This is a genomic window from Photorhabdus kleinii (assembly GCF_025384885.1).
Lineage (GTDB): Bacteria > Pseudomonadota > Gammaproteobacteria > Enterobacterales > Enterobacteriaceae > Photorhabdus > Photorhabdus kayaii.
In genome coordinates this window covers 43,666-58,908 of the sequence record NZ_JAJAFY010000020.1, presented here as the reverse complement: position 1 = coordinate 58,908, position 15,243 = coordinate 43,666, and the positions used below count along the sequence as shown (strand labels likewise).

Here is a 15,243-nt window from a genome sequence, read left to right as displayed (position 1 = left end):
CTTTCACTGGGTAAGATTAATTTTGGCACCTTTGATTTCAACACTGTTTTTGCCGGACAGATTGAGCGATTTATCCATTTGGGCATTCATTGTCTGTGCTTTCAGTGTTAATTCTTTTTTCGTTGACAGAGAAATATCTTTATCCTGTTGGAGCGTGATTTGATTATCTCCCGCATTGATTCGGATAATTTTTTCTTTGCCATTGATGACAATTTGTTGTTGGTTTTCACCTTGTTTAATCACCAAAATTTTTTCCTGATTATCTTGGGTAGGTTCTAAAGGCGCTTTATTTTTCGGATTGTGCATTGCCCCCAGAATCACCGGATAACGTGGATCACTTTCAAAGAATCCGACAATCACTTCGTCACCGGGTTCCGGGTAAAAACAGAAACCGCTTTCGTGGCTGGCGTAAGGTTTTCCCAGCCTTGCCCACAGAAATTCATTCGGGCGATTCAGCACCGGCAGAATAATCGGAATGCGGTTCAAGGCTGCCTTGTCCTGCTGATACTTTGCTACTGTCGCAATATGCAGTTCGGGGGCATCGGGCAACACGGGCAGATATTCCTGTTGTAAGCCCATGCTCAGGGTGGTTTCCCAATCAATTCGTCGGTTAAAACGATGGCGAACCGCCGTAATGCTGGCTGTACCATCCAATTGTGAACCAAATCCCGTTAATTGAATGTTATCCCCTAACTGATAACGCCCATCGCCTTTAAGCAGGAATTCGCCTGTGACGCCAGAAACACGCTGATTCAGCAATAGTCCCTGTGCCAGATAGCCGCTTTCTTGGGTGGTTAACGGACTGCTGTAGCGAATGTCCCAACTTGTTTTATTCAAAGACGCCAGCCTATCAGGGGAGAGTGCCTCTTTCCCCACGGCAACACTGCCGTAGCGGCCGCCTGACAACTCCTGTTGTTTACTGATATCCCAGCCACTGACTTCCAGTGAAGCGGGGTTAAGATGATTGTCAAACTGCCAGCTTGCATCTTTGACGACGATATCTTTTTTCTCATCCCCCCGGTTTTTCAGGGTATAGGTTGAGTTAGATTTCAGGGATTCAGGTTGGACAAGCCGGGCACCTTCTGTCGTGGGTAACAGCCATACGCCAGTGGCTGATAGCCGACACAGCAGAAAACGCCAGTCTGAACAGCGAAATTGCACCATCTGCTCATGCTTTTGATCTAACGCGGCTATCTGTTCAAAGTGAGCCTTGATGCCAGCCTGATTCAATAGGGTGTTTAAGACTGATTTTTCATTGCTATCTTTAAACAGTTGTGAATGTTGGGTATCCACCATCAGTTGCAAGCGATGTTTGACGAGCAACGTGAGCAATAATTGCTTATTTTTGATCTTCAACGTGTTACGGGTAATCAGGCCGTTAAACAACACCGATTTCCGGCCGCCATCAGTCACTTCCAGACGCAGGGTTTTGCCTACTTGACAATGGGCCAGTTCTGCCTGTACATCTGTCTGGCTGAAAGAGGAAAGTGGCCTGTCCGGCAGGCTGAATTTCAGCGTTGCCGAAGGGATGCTGTTAACACGGTAATAGGTATCCACATCGACGGCGGCCAAAAGAGACAATACCTTGCCATCTGCAATAATTTTCAGTTGATGGCTCATGGTGCGTCTTCTCCTTTGGTGGCCTGTAATATTTCACCCGGTACAAACCCATTGAGGTTATCCAGACCGTTTTGCCAGGCCAGTGTCAAATAATCGACGCCGCCGGACAGAGTTGATGCCGTACTCGCTGCCATCAGCGCCAGCGATGCGCCATCTTGTACCCGTAAGGCGATTTTTGCCGGCGATTTCAGGTTCTGTTCTGTCTCCTGCAAGACCAGACTTTCATCCGCCACCAGTGTCAGGATAACCCGCGCCCGCAAGGGAGTGGCATCACGATCAAACAAGGTGTAACTCACAGACAGACCTTTCGCCCTGCCGGCAAAATAACCGCGGTTTTCCCAACGCATTTTTCCCCATTTAATTTGCAGGAACCGCGTTTCACTACTGGTGGCATCCACGCTGCACAGTTGCTTGAGCTGCATTAGCTGAGCTTCAACGGGGGTTTTGTTACCCGGCATCGTGGCATCAAAAATCAACTCAAGGGATAACCCTGCGGGCTTGGCCTGTACATAAATACTGCTTTGTTTCTCACTATTAATAGCCTGAGATTGTTGATAATCCGTTTGGTAATCCAGTTGCAGGGAGTCGGGGTTATACATAGCTTGCACTGTGCCTGCCCGTATTTTCCCTTCCCTGTCTTTATAAGCATTAATGGTCAGCTTTGCTAAACCACGTTCAATCAGACTCATGGACGCCACCCTTCCTCATCGCGTAATGCGGCCAACACTTCGCGTTTAATTTTTTCAATCAGGATTGCTTCATCCAGACTTTCCTGAATCAACGAATGGCCTTGCCGGTCTGATTCAGTCGCTTGCGTTGGTCGTATTGGCGCTGATGACACCACTTTTGCCTGAATGATTAATTCTCTGATTTCTACTGTCATACTTTGACTCCCAACCAGCACATATCCTGATAGCGTAGTTCAAGGGTATTCACCAAAATGGCGTTGCTGTTCGCGTCAAAGTCGCCGGTTTGCCAGCGTACCGGCAAGGCATTGCTCAGTGTCCAACTGGATACGGGCAATAAATTTTCGTTTAACAGCATAATCACCACATCCGCATAGGCGATTTTTTCTCCGCGCAATACGCGGTCAAACATCCAGGTCAAAGGAGAAACCGTCATCACGCCACGTTCCAGCGTTAATGTGCCGTGTTGGATCTTCTCGGCCAGATAGTTATTGCGGGCGTTTTCGCCGCCTTGACTGTGCTGGGTCACCTGAAGCTCCCGACTCAGGCCGGAAATGCGCTGAAAGCGGATATCCAGCGGATCGGGAATACCATTAAAAATAAAACTCGCCATAAAACGGTGGGATACCACGGGGGTGTAATAATCGTTCATTGTGCTCTTTCCTTCTTAAGACAAAAGCGCTCCCGTTTGGGTATCAAAGACCAAACTGATCTCAATAAATTCAGCGGGAGACAATACGGCCAGGGCGACTTTCATGACCATTTTCCCGGCACGGATATCCTCTTCGGTCATCGTCTCATTTACCCCTAACAGCACAGTAAATGCCTCATCTTCCCGTGAGCCGTACAAACCGCCCTGTAACCACAGTTGTCGTAACCAGTTGTAACTTTGCCCCTTGCATTTCATCCATGTCAGTTCGTTATTAGGTTCAAAGATGTACATACGGGCCAATTGCGCCAAATGTACGGTGACATAAGAAACCAGACGCCGGGTTTGCAGGTAACGCCATGGCGTATTATTGGTGTTTTCCAGCGTGCGGCATCCCCATACGCGTATGCCTTTACCGGGAAAGCTGCGAATCAGATTCAGAGAGGCGCCATCCGGGTTAAAGAGTGCATTGGCCTCAATGTAAGAACGTACCGGGCTGATAACTTTGGCTAATGCGACGTTGGCGGGAGCAGTCCATACGCCCTGTTGGTTATCGTTACGCTGAATAATGGCGGCGACCGCAGCGGTAGGTGAGAGTACGATAGGTTGGTTTTTTTCCTGATAGGCACTTTTCACCATTGGCCAATATACTGCACCCCATTGTCGATCATTTGAGGAAAACTGAGCCAGACAATCAGCGGCTAATGTTGGATCGTCTGGCGCATCCAGTAATCCCATAATGCCGCGCCGACTCTTGCAAAGATCGAGTACTGATTGCCAGAATTGTAGCCAAAGGTCTTTTTGGGCGCGGAGATCATTAAAGTGGGCAATATCGGGCACGACAATTAACGTGATTTCGCTCTCTGTGGAGATTGCTTTCGTAACTGAGTCTTGCTGTAGAGCGGTGATAATTGATTGAAAATCTTTTCGATCCTTATAATTACCTAGTGACAGCACATAGGCTTGCTGACCGTCGTTTTCAAAGAAATGGCGCACGGAATAGTACATTAATCCCGTCTGTTTAAATGACAGGGTAAAATCGGCCAGGCTATTGAGTTTGATGGCGGTTTTATCACTGGCATGGTTATTTTCAGCAGGTTGGGTATAGCCGATAAAAACGGGTATACCGACAAATGCCTCATCTTGTTTCTGAGATATCAGGTTCTCCGTGATGGTGACGCCGGGCTGTGTTATTTCCATTCTTGTTTCCTCAATAGAACAGGCGCGGCGAACCGCGCCTCAGTAGGGTTACTGTGTTACATTTTGCGAAAATTGCAGGATAATAAATTCAGCCGGGCGTACGGCAGCCATACCGATTTTGACGATCATCTTCCCTTGTTTAATGTCATCGTCGGACATGGTGACACCTTTACCAATCTGGACAAAATAGGCTTCATCTGGTTTAGTTCCTGCTAAACCACCCTGTTGCCACAGTCGATACAGATAGTTATTGATGGCGCTACGTACTCGTTCCCAGGTGGGTTGGCTGTTGGGCTCAAAGACGGCAAATTGCATTGCCTGCTTGATATCGCGTTCTGCGCTATTAAATAAACGCCGAACTGGAATGTAGCGCCAGTTATCATCATTTTGCAGAGTACGTGCGCCCCACACAACAAACCCTCGATTATTGAAATAGCGGATGGCATTGATGCCTAATGGATTCATGGTGCTTTGGTCATCATCGGTGAGTCTTTCGGTAACATCACTAATCCCGTTAAGCACAACATTCGCTGGTGCTTTCCAGACACCACGGCTGGCATCAGTGGCACAATATATGCCAGCCATGGCAGCACTGACAGGAATGGTGTTGTCGCTGGAGGCTATTTCGTCCTGTATTGCTTGAACCGCTTGTTGGTAGATAGTTGGGTTTTTCTCTTTGAGTTGCGCCAGGTTTTTGACTTCATCGGGTTTTGTTTTTGCATCTTGATAACCTGATACTGCTATCTGGCTATCTTCTGCTTGAATAAGTTGTGAGACTTTAACCGCCGGATAATACGTTGCGGTTTGTGATGGTACATGAATATCATTGCTGAGTGTATCTGTTTTACTCCCGCTGTCAGCGATAAGAAAATATCCGGCAAGAGTTAGTGATTTATATATCGATTTATATATCGCATTCTTATATACCTGATCCTTTTCAGGGCAGATTATTAATGTAATTTCTAAAGCCTGCTCAATTAACTCAGGGATTAAGTTGAGGTTTCTTCCTATCAACTCTACATCAGAAAGTGGTAGGATGTAACAGGGTCCACCGCCATTTTGAAAATAAAGTTTTAAGGCGTCACTGCTTGTCGTGTAGGTATCGACATTAACACCATAAGTGTAACCGGGGTCTCCATTTTCTACCTGAATAGTGGTCTTTGTTGTGGGAACAACTTCTGTATTACCCTTGACTTGTGTATCGTCTTTGACCTCCATATCACTTCTGGCTTCCGCATTGCCTTCGCTTTTTTGGGGAACAGGAGTGGGAGACAATGGCTTAGGTTCAGTTTTAGTTGATGTGATTTCTATCGATGTAATACAACCTACATTAAACAGATCAGTAAAATCCAGCCAGCTATTAATATGCGTTATCTGTAACGGTGGGGTTTCTATTTTTTTCGGTGAGAAACGCCCAATAAAAACAGGTATTGCGGTATTGCCTTGGCTGACAGACAGATCTAATGACGCATCTTCTTCAATATAGACGCCAGGATAGGAGGTTTGTGTGGTCATATTGTCCCCCCTTTTACTGGTTCATATTCTGAGTGAATTGCAAAATAATAAACTCGGCTGGGCGAACTGCCGCCATACCGATTTTGGCGATCATTTTGCCCTGTCTGATATCGTCATCGGTCATGGTGACGCCTTTACCGATTTGAACAAAGTAAGCTTCATCTGGTTTATTTCCCGCTAAACCACCTTGCTGCCACAGACTATATAGATAGTTATTGATGGCACTGCGTACTCGTTCCCAGGTGGGTTGGCTGTTGGGTTCAAACACCGCGAAACTCATGGCATTTTTAATGTCCCGTTCTGCACTGTTAAACAGGCGACGAACAGGGATATAACGCCAATTATCTTTGTCCTCAAGTGTGCGAGCACCCCAGACCAGTGTGCCGCTCTTAGGAAAGGTACGGATCATATTCAGTGCTTTACCTTGGTTATATTTTCCTTGCAGGTCGTCAGTCATCGGATATTTGGGTTGTAATCCACCTTGAATAGCCACGTTAGCTGGTGCTTTCCAGACACCTCGGCTGCTATCGACACTGGCATAAATACCGGCCATGACGGCACTAGGCGGAATATCAACCAGGGTTTTCTTTTCTCCCCATTCGGCGGTCAGCCAAGGGTAGTAAACGGCGGCATAAGGCGTAGCAGGGTAAGGCTGGCGTACTTTTTCTGGGTCTTTTATATCGGTATCAAGTGGTGGGCCATCAAAAATAGCAAATAAGCCTTTGCCTGGTTGGCAAAGTGTTCCTACGGCAGTAGTAATATTTTCTCCGGCAGCAACCAGTAATGTCACATCATCAAGTTTTGGCACTTGTGTTTCTAAGTCTTGAGTTTTGACGAGATAGCAATATCCACCGCCGTTAATAAAATAAGCACGCAGTGCAATATCAAGTATATTGGCAGGATCAAATTGTCTACCTGTGAGTGTCAGATATTCCAGCCAGTTACTAATGCGAATATAGGGCTTATCTGGTATTAATGGATTGATATCTGCGCCAGCGCCAGCAAAAACAGGCACTGCCGTTGCACTGGAACTAATGGAGAGTGACAGCGAAGCGTCTTCTTCAATATAAACGCCGGGATAAGTTGGGGTTATTGGCATATTGCCTCCAGGTTATTGTGCGATATTTTGCGCGAACTGTAAGATAATGAATTCAGTCGGATGGATGAGCCATGACAATATTGAGCATCATGTGTTAGCGCAATTCGTTATGTCAGACGATTATCTTCTTCAATATAAACACCCGAATAGGTTGTTACTGTGGATATAAATTACCCTCAATGTTAAGGAACTTGAATGGTGACTCTGTCTGCTGTCAGCGTTACTTCCTGAATCGCAATTTCATTGCTGGTGGCATCAAAAGAGGGAGAGGTTAAGGAGGTTGGAAATGCATTCGCCACGTTCCAGGTCATTAAAATTTCAGTACCGGTTTCGTTAGTCAAACTAATTGAAATGTCTTTCTTTTCAACTTGATTAAGCTGAATAGAATTAATCCAGTCAAAAAGTTTAGTATCGCCAGAGAAGATACCTTTACGTAAAGTAATATTAATCGACTGACGTTGTCCCGGCATTTTATAATAATTGCCGATACCATCTTTATACTCAATGACGTCATGAGAAATATCGAGTCCGGAAACACTGTTAAAAGGAATTTGTTCGTCACCGATTGAAACAACAAACCGATAAGTAGGGATGGGATAGTCAACGGCGATTTGTTCTTGAGTTATAGCCATGATTTTTTCCTTCTATTATTTGTATTTAAGATATTTATCGCTTTTTTACTAATGTTGGGTTATGGGTATAGCTACCGCAATAACCTGACTCTCAAAGGCTAAAGTTTATTATAAATATTTAATGATTAATCAAAATAATTTTTTCATTAATGAAAAAATTATAAGCAATGAAGATATGTAGATAATCTTATGATTATCATTAATTGATAGAGTTTGCAATAGAATTTATTAATCATATTTTACGTTGATTTGTTCATGTTTTTCTTTATAAGAAAGAGGTTGTAATTCTTATTTAAAATGAATCGGATATCATTATTTTCAAGGATATATGATATTACAGTTAATAGTTTATTCTAAAAGAGATTTTATATAGATATATTATAATCAAGGGATAATTGCTGATTGATATCCAGATTATTGCGAGCCATTGTAGTCAGTACATATGATATAAAATTGATTGGGGATATGCGATTAGCCTTACAGATGGGGAGATCTGTATTATGGTTGTTGCTGCACTTAGATGAAGTATAAAACGCATTGTTGGATGCTAGAAAGATTGTATAACTGGATAAGCCATTTTTATTGGATATTTATTCGTTGAGGTAAAAATTAGGAAGTCATTATAAAGCAATATTGTACTTTTATGTTAATGTGGATTATTCGTTTGGGGTAAAATTCTGTTTGGATGATTTTTATAGTAATAATTTGGTGTTTTAATTTAATAATGCATGAATATTTTTGTGGAAATTTTATGTATGACAATAAACTTGACGATTTCTTAAAAATGACTATTACTTATATAAGTAAGTATGATGTATCTCTAATATCCATTTCTTCTATAGTCAAGGAGCTATCTGGGTAGTATTATAAAAAATATAGAATAAACCTGATAGGATAGATAACGAGGGATTATTATGAATGTTTACTAGTTGATTGTGTAAAGATGAAATTATAATATTAATATACTAATTACTACCGTTCAAGGCTACAGTGAGTAGTGATTCTTATAATATTATATTTATATATGATTTTTTGCAAATAAAGTCTGTGTAATTCTTTGTTTGCAAAATCTTTATTTTTATAGGATAAAATTATGACTCTATACAAAAGAATATTTTTACTTTTCATGATGTTATTTACTCCTGTAATATCATGCTTTGCGGATACTAAAATAATAGATAAATTATCTGACGAAGATAATAAGGCTATATCTCAACTATTAGACAGTATTCAGAAACCTAATGAACCTCAATTGATCAATTTAACTATTCCATCTTATGAGAGAGGATATAAAGCACTGTTACAGTACAATGGTATTACAAGACAGAAAAATCCTGATGTTTTTGAACATATTGATGCGATGAAAGCAAAGCAAGAAGCATTGATTAAGAATAAGGCATTTGATGAAATACCTATCTCGAATACAGGGTCAGAAGGAAAACCAGAAAACTTTTTTGGTAAGCCTATAATAACATCTTCTAAAGATTATAAATCAATTTCAGCTACAGTTTTTAATTCCCTTTATTATCCTGATTCCACCGTTCCTTCATCGTTCCAGGATACACTGGTAATTTATGCACTTAATAAAGATAGACCTACTCTACGGGCAATCGCATCAGGTTCAAGCAGTCTAGAGAACAGGCAAGTACGGAGCCATACAACACAAGCTACTCCTAAGGATAATGTACTTGATGGTATCAATAATCCTAATCGATCTCCTGTTATCGTTGTTTCAATGTATCAGGGAAAAATAAATGGAATAAGTATAAGTAACGGGCCTGTTGTAATGAAGTCAAATATATTTGGTCCCTCTAATGTGCCAAAAAAGATGTGTAACACGTCACCTAATGCACCTAATTATGTAAAAAAGGAGATATGTAATACGGACCCTGGTTATGATGAGTATCTTCAGCATATGCGCCCTATAGTCGTTTGTTTAAATAGAAAAAATCCTGAAAAAGGTACTCCGGATGTTTGCGATTATGGCCCAATGACGCGAGGTCTTCCAAATGAGAAAACATCCATTAACCTGGAATTAGTTGGTAGTGTTGAATTCCATGATCCTATCTTGGTTGATAGTGATGGGAACCCTATAGGAACCGAATTTGTAGATCTAAGGGTGGATTTGTCGCTGGTCGGCCTTGATACTGGTGGTGCATGTAAACTTGAAAGAGAAATTTCACAACCGACATTTTTGAAACATGTACTACCGTTTACTACAGATAAAAGAAAATTGTCATGGGATTTTTCTAAAGATAAACAAAATCTTCCTGATAACGAATATGCTAATTTCGGGGCACTATGCTGGAAAAATAATGAAAGATATGTACTGGACTTACAAGCTACTGTTTTAACAACTCCTGATGGTACATCAGATTCAGCATATCCTGTTCAGTTCACTTATAATAATAATCCCGCAAGTACTCCGTCTAAGAGACAATTCATTTACCCACCAATTAACATTCAATATGGTTGTATTGCTGAAGGTACATTAATAGATATGGCTGATGGTTCTAAGAAGAAGGTTGAAGATATACGTCCAGGTGATAAAGTCCTAACAAAGCAAGGCGGTATATTACAAGTGAAAAGCCGTATTGTAGGCCATGATACCGAATTTGTTGATTTAATTTATAATAACGGTGAAAAAGTTTCACTGACTCCAACTCATCCTGTTGCAACATTACGAGGAATAGTAAAAGCCGATGAACTTAAGGCTGGTGATACAATACATACTCGTGATGGTCAAACTACCCTTAGCTCAGTTAAATTGAGAAACACAGATCCATTAAACGTGTATAATTTCGTGTTAGAAAAAACAGATGATAAAAGTCAATTATTACCTGAAGATGCCTTGCTTTTCGCTGGTGGCATTTTAGTCGGTGATAATAACCTGCAAAGAAAGGTATCGATAGCAAATTAATATCTTTAATTGTTAGTATTAAACTGCACCACCTCCTAATGGAGGTGGTCTTTTACTTATAGTTTTAGTTTTGTCAAATAATAAATGGTCAGCCAAAGAACCGCATCCTCCTATTTAAGATATAGGTTTAGCGTTGATTTCGTTCCATTTAAGCTTAAATTCCCTATTTCTTTCTCAATAGATAGTTAGCAAAAATTCGCTGTCCATGTTTAAAAAGCCTGAGTCAATGAAAGGTATTTTTCCTTAGCAAAAGACAGTTTTGCATACCCCATTTTTACAAAAATGTGATCTGTGACAGGCTCGGTACAACAGTAAGTCTTAACAACAAATTAATTTAATATATAAAAAATATTTATTTATTGTTACTTGCAGCTAATTGACAGAATAAAATTCATTGATTTTTTAATAGGCTATATTATCAATTTTAATCGATATTCACGATTGAAATTAAAATATTTGATAGTTTTTGACGATCGTTTGTGTGATTTTTGAACGTTTTAAACAATTTTATTTTTAAAATTGTAACTCATAGAATTAATTTCAACACGAAACACTAAAATGTTTTAAATATTTTTATGTATGTTATTATTGCGTTAATATTTTATTTCATTTGGTGAGTATGTGAGTGGTAATGCGTCTCTTATTTTGATTTTGGAGTGATTAGCATGAACAAGAAAGTCAATGTACTGCGTAGCGCCAGGTGTCAATCGGGTTTTACGCTAATTGAAGCATTGGTTGTGATGATTGTTGGTATTGTGATATTGGCAGCCGCCGCAGCCGGGATTGGTAAGTTGTTTCGGGCTTCGGAAATTTCAACCGAATCGTCGAATATTACTCAGATGGCCGCAAATTTGAAGTCAATTAAAAATGGCGCCAAAGGCTATGACAGTTTGGATAACAAGATTGCCATTAATTACAAAGTCGTTCCCGCCAATATGACTCAGGATGGTAAGAGCGGGATTATTTTTAATAGTTGGAATGGCAAGGTAATCATTTCTCCGGGCGATGCCACCGCTCAGACCTTTAAGATTGAGTATCAAAATGTTCCTGATGAGGCTTGCCAGCAACTTTCGCTGAAATTGCGGGTTGCGGGTTGGTCGAAAATGACCGTGGGTGGTGGAAGTGGGAAAGGACAGCAATCTGGCATGGAAATTAAACCAGATTCGACTTTGGCGCAAATTGAATCAGCATGTAATGCCAATGATGCAAATACCGTGACGCTTGTTTCTGCCAGTTAGGGCATTGATTGTTTTGATGTGATATGTGGCTTGGCAGGCTTGGTGAAGGCTTCTCAAGCTGCATTTTTTGGCGAGGGAAGTAGCCGGTTTCGCTGGCTTTGGTTTTGTTGTTGTTTCCCTTATCCAATGCGGTTCGTTGTGTGCTGAATCTGCCGGGAGATCATCATGATGATAGGGTGGTTGCAATCTTCTACCGGATGTCTGGTCTTGGCGGCTGGGTTGCTAGGGTTGTGTGTCGGAAGTTTTCTTAATGTGGTGATCTGTCGCCTGCCGATGATGATTTTCTCTGAGATCAATAATGAGGCTGCCGACTTTAATCTCTATTTTCCCCGTTCCCATTGTCCACGTTGCCGTCATGTGTTGGCGGCCCGCGATAACATTCCCCTGTTGAGCTATTTGTACCAGAAAGGGCTCTGTCGGTACTGTAACGGTACGATTTCTATACGCTATCCACTGGTTGAAGGCGCGGTAGCGGTACTTTTTTCTTTACTGGCTTTGGCGTTGGGCTGGAGTTACGGGTTGTTAGGGTTATTGGTGCTGAGTTCGATGTTGATCGCACTGGCGATCATTGATTTCGAACATATGCTGCTGCCCGATCAACTGACGCTTTCGTTGCTGTGGCTAGGGTTGCTGTTCAATCTGCATTCTGCTGGATTTGTGGCATTACCTTTGGCCGTCAGTGGCGCGGTTTGTGGATATCTGTTTTTCAGGCTGGTGGCGTGGATTGCCCGGAGATGGGTCCAGCGTGATGCGTTGGGAATGGGAGATGCTAAATTTCTGGCGGCGCTTGGCGCCTGGTTGGGGGTGGAAGCGCTCCCATTCATGATTTTGCTTGCAGCAAGTTTCACACTAATAAGTTATCTGACGATTTGGCGACTATGCAGAATGAGAGCGGCGCCACAGATACCTTTCGGCCCAGGTCTGGCCGTGGCTGGATTGATTATGGCGCTTTTCAATAGGTAGTCAGGCATGAGTGGGCCGCAGTGTAGTTCCCTTGGGCGGGATCGCTTTTGGGGTAAATAGTTTATCGGATGGAGTAGATTTTCTTACTTATTATTAAGAAGGACTATTTATGCATGATGATGAGTCTGTATCTGGATTGATGATAAGCCGCCATGATGCAGGTTTCACTTTGCTGGAAGTGACTGTTGCACTGATAGTACTGGCATCAATGATGGTGGTTGGTGTGGTTTATCTAAACAGACAGAGTGACATGCTGGTGAACCAGGTAGTCGCCGGGCAGATCCAACATCTTGGTGATGCAGTGGTGGATTATGTTAATGACAATTACGTCGCTCTAAGTCGTGGACCCACTCCAGCGCCAATTAATTGGGCAGAGTTGACTCCCTATTTACCTCCGGGGCTTGACCAGAATACGGTCAATCCGCTGGGTCAGAAATATGATGGCGTATTACGTGTTGTCATGCTGCCTAATGGCAAAAAACGTATTGATCCGTTGATTTATACCGTTCCGGTAGTGGCTAATGGAAAACAGCCAAATGTTGCTAAACATTCGATGAGGATTGCGCAATTGATTGGGGTTGGTGGCCTGTATCTGGATTACAGAAATCGGGATCATCGTAATCCGGCCACTTATTGGAATAGTTATGGTCAGGTCAATGCGCCTGAATCTTTTGCTGGTTTTTTCAATGAACAACCCAAGGAAATTGGCCGTATTTTTTATGCTCCGTTCATGCGGGATGCGTCAATCTATGGCCCAGGGACATTGGCGGGCGACTTGCTTCATCGACAAAAAATAGGCGGGCATCCAGAGTGGAATAGGATGGAGACCAGCATCAATATGGGCGGTAATGGTCTTGAGCAGGTGGGTATGCTGTCGATGCAAGGCCCCGGCATGGTTAATGGTGTGAATAAGATCGCCTTTTCTTCCCGCTCTCAGGGAAAACCCTCCTATATTGAACAAAATAGCGACGGTGAAGTGGTTGTCAATCCAGAGCATGGCACGTTGTTTATTCTTGATGGTAATGCCAATCCCGGTAGTAAAGGTACTTTGGCTGCCGGTGATATTCATGCAGATAAGAACGTCGTTGTTGGCAATAATTTAGTGATAAACACTCAAACTGGAAATCTTGTCGGCGGCAAGTGCCCTGCGTTAGGTAACCTGTCCATGAGCAAGCAGGGGGAACTGCTGGTGTGTCAGGGAATTAATGTTGATAAGTCAGATTTGGAATGGAGAGATGCGAGTGGAAGCAGGCGGTTATTGGCAAATCAAACGGTAATCAGCAGTGGCTATTGGCTTGCATCGGGAATGTCGTCAGGGATAACAAGTAAGACAGGCACCTATTATGTTAGCGGTGGCGGTAAAGCAAACAGTCGGAGTCGGCCTTTTTTTAACAATTCAAATGCCCCTGTGTTAGTCACCGTCTCTACACCTCCGATTTCTAATAACTATCGTATGCGTTGCGTGTTGGCGGTGTATGAAGCGGATAAAAATGGCAACAGCCAGGAATCTGATTTGCCGCTTGTTTTTCAACGATCTGGGCTGGTGGATGATCCAGAAGCAAGTTCCAATGTAAATCTACAGAATACGAGAACTTGCATAGTGACATTCATTGCTGGGCCACATCGCAAATATAATATTGCCAGCGTGTTCCATTCTTCTAAAAACAGGTCCCATATTTTGAGAAGTCATAACTGATGAGCAACAACATCTTGTGCATCTGATGATTTGGCATTAACCAATCTAGAGTAATAGGAGAACATAAATGTGGCCATTAGCGATTGTTGGGATTGCCATCGTATTTATCATGCAACTGATTTTTGGTGAGTTGTTGTATGAAGTGCGTGTGCAGTCAGTGCGCGCCAAGACTGATGTAGCCGCGCTGTTTCGTAGCTATGCTTCAGCCGGTGTGCAATTGCTTAATAATCATTCCGTTGGCGTGATCAAGAGTCTCAAGATGCAGCAGGCATTGACCACTCTACATATGACGTGGGTGAATACCGATGCCTGGTGTGACAACGCTGCCAGTCAGTGTCTCTGGGGGGGATTTATTTCAGGGGCTCATGTCTATATTTTCCGCAAAAATAGCCTCTCCGGCGACAATGGGTTATTGCATGGCACTTTCGGTGAATTGCTTAAATGGAGTGCTGAACCCGATCAGATTGGTTTTAAGTATGGTTCCAGACTTATCGACGGTAGAGGAAAACGGGTAGAGAGTCTGCTTGCCAGACAATTACCGGATGATGTTCGGAAGTTTGTATCTGACGGAGCGCTGGTGGAAATATTGTAGTTGTTGTTTCGCAAGCGGGATTTCTTCGGGTCACTGGGCTTTGTTAATAGGTTGTTTGGCTTACTTTTTTTCTTTTTGGAAAGATCGATGAACAAAATAATCACATATGTTTTTACGGTACTTGTCTGTATGTCAAGTGTCGCCGTTTATGCAACACCGATGCGTACACCCGTTCCTGTGGCAGCGGTATGGACAGCAACTCCGGGACAAACTCTGCGTGATGTTACACAAGAGTGGGCTAGTAGGTCTGGCTACCAGGTGGTATGGGATGCTTCCTATGATTTCCCTATCCGAGCTAGTCTGCGTTTTAATGGCACCTTTATCCATGCGGTAAGCGAGCTGTTCGAAGCCTACGCGATGGCGAATCGGCCTTTCGTTGTCGATATTTATCAGGAACAGCGGCTTGTTCATGTACAGGCTCAGGGGTAATAAC

General features: G+C 42.7%; 14 protein-coding genes. 6 read left to right on the top strand and 8 right to left on the bottom strand.

Features of this window, described 5'->3' with window-relative positions:
- Positions 1-3 precede the first annotated feature (3 nt).
- From LG003_RS11430 to LG003_RS11395, 8 genes are all read right to left on the bottom strand, one after another.
- Entirely contained in the window at positions 4-1,620 is a 1,617-nt protein-coding gene (locus tag LG003_RS11430; protein ID WP_262980761.1) for a phage baseplate assembly protein V, read from the bottom strand.
- Complete coding sequence (locus tag LG003_RS11425) at positions 1,617-2,309, bottom strand: CIS tube protein (protein WP_262980760.1); 693 nt, start codon at positions 2,307-2,309, stop codon at positions 1,617-1,619. Before LG003_RS11425 ends, LG003_RS11430 begins: the two co-directional genes overlap by 4 nt.
- A complete protein-coding gene (locus LG003_RS11420) occupies positions 2,306-2,503 on the bottom strand; it encodes a DUF5908 family protein (RefSeq protein ID WP_115827056.1) in 198 nt (65 codons plus the stop codon). Before LG003_RS11420 ends, LG003_RS11425 begins: the two co-directional genes overlap by 4 nt.
- Complete coding sequence (locus tag LG003_RS11415; protein ID WP_036848766.1) at positions 2,500-2,958, bottom strand: phage tail protein; 459 nt, start codon at positions 2,956-2,958, stop codon at positions 2,500-2,502. Before LG003_RS11415 ends, LG003_RS11420 begins: the two co-directional genes overlap by 4 nt.
- Before the next feature lie 15 nt (positions 2,959-2,973).
- On the bottom strand, positions 2,974-4,155 hold the full coding sequence (locus LG003_RS11410; RefSeq protein ID WP_262980759.1) for a phage tail sheath family protein: 1,182 nt from the start codon (positions 4,153-4,155) through the stop codon (positions 2,974-2,976).
- Between the two features lie 48 nt (positions 4,156-4,203).
- On the bottom strand, positions 4,204-5,670 hold the full coding sequence (locus tag LG003_RS11405) for a phage tail sheath family protein (protein WP_262980758.1): 1,467 nt from the start codon (positions 5,668-5,670) through the stop codon (positions 4,204-4,206).
- A gap of 13 nt (positions 5,671-5,683) precedes the next feature.
- Complete coding sequence (locus tag LG003_RS11400; RefSeq protein ID WP_262980757.1) at positions 5,684-6,769, bottom strand: phage tail sheath family protein; 1,086 nt, start codon at positions 6,767-6,769, stop codon at positions 5,684-5,686.
- Positions 6,770-6,951: 182 nt separating this feature from the next.
- Complete coding sequence (locus tag LG003_RS11395) at positions 6,952-7,401, bottom strand: phage tail protein (protein ID WP_262980756.1); 450 nt, start codon at positions 7,399-7,401, stop codon at positions 6,952-6,954.
- A gap of 1,093 nt (positions 7,402-8,494) precedes the next feature.
- Here LG003_RS11395 and LG003_RS11390 point away from each other — a divergent pair.
- The 6 genes from LG003_RS11390 to LG003_RS11365 all read left to right on the top strand — a co-directional run bounded on the left by LG003_RS11390 (position 8,495) and on the right by LG003_RS11365 (position 15,239).
- Positions 8,495-10,321 (top strand): Hint domain-containing protein, encoded by a 1,827-nt coding sequence (locus LG003_RS11390; RefSeq protein WP_262980755.1) that lies wholly within the window; start codon positions 8,495-8,497, stop codon positions 10,319-10,321.
- Positions 10,322-10,986: 665 nt separating this feature from the next.
- Complete coding sequence (locus LG003_RS11385) at positions 10,987-11,559, top strand: type 4 pilus major pilin (RefSeq protein ID WP_112876554.1); 573 nt, start codon at positions 10,987-10,989, stop codon at positions 11,557-11,559.
- A gap of 165 nt (positions 11,560-11,724) precedes the next feature.
- On the top strand, positions 11,725-12,522 hold the full coding sequence (locus LG003_RS11380) for a prepilin peptidase (protein WP_262980754.1): 798 nt from the start codon (positions 11,725-11,727) through the stop codon (positions 12,520-12,522).
- A 109-nt stretch (positions 12,523-12,631) separates the two neighbouring features.
- The gene (gene pilV / locus LG003_RS11375; protein WP_112876552.1) at positions 12,632-14,218 is read left to right on the top strand and encodes a shufflon system plasmid conjugative transfer pilus tip adhesin PilV; all 1,587 of its coding nucleotides are present in this window, start codon (positions 12,632-12,634) and stop codon (positions 14,216-14,218) included.
- A 67-nt stretch (positions 14,219-14,285) separates the two neighbouring features.
- On the top strand, positions 14,286-14,810 hold the full coding sequence (locus LG003_RS11370) for a hypothetical protein (protein WP_262980753.1): 525 nt from the start codon (positions 14,286-14,288) through the stop codon (positions 14,808-14,810).
- A gap of 87 nt (positions 14,811-14,897) precedes the next feature.
- Positions 14,898-15,239, top strand: coding sequence for a toxin co-regulated pilus biosynthesis Q family protein (locus tag LG003_RS11365; RefSeq protein WP_112876550.1), 342 nt, complete (start codon positions 14,898-14,900; stop codon positions 15,237-15,239).
- The last annotated feature ends 4 nt before the right edge of the window (positions 15,240-15,243 follow it).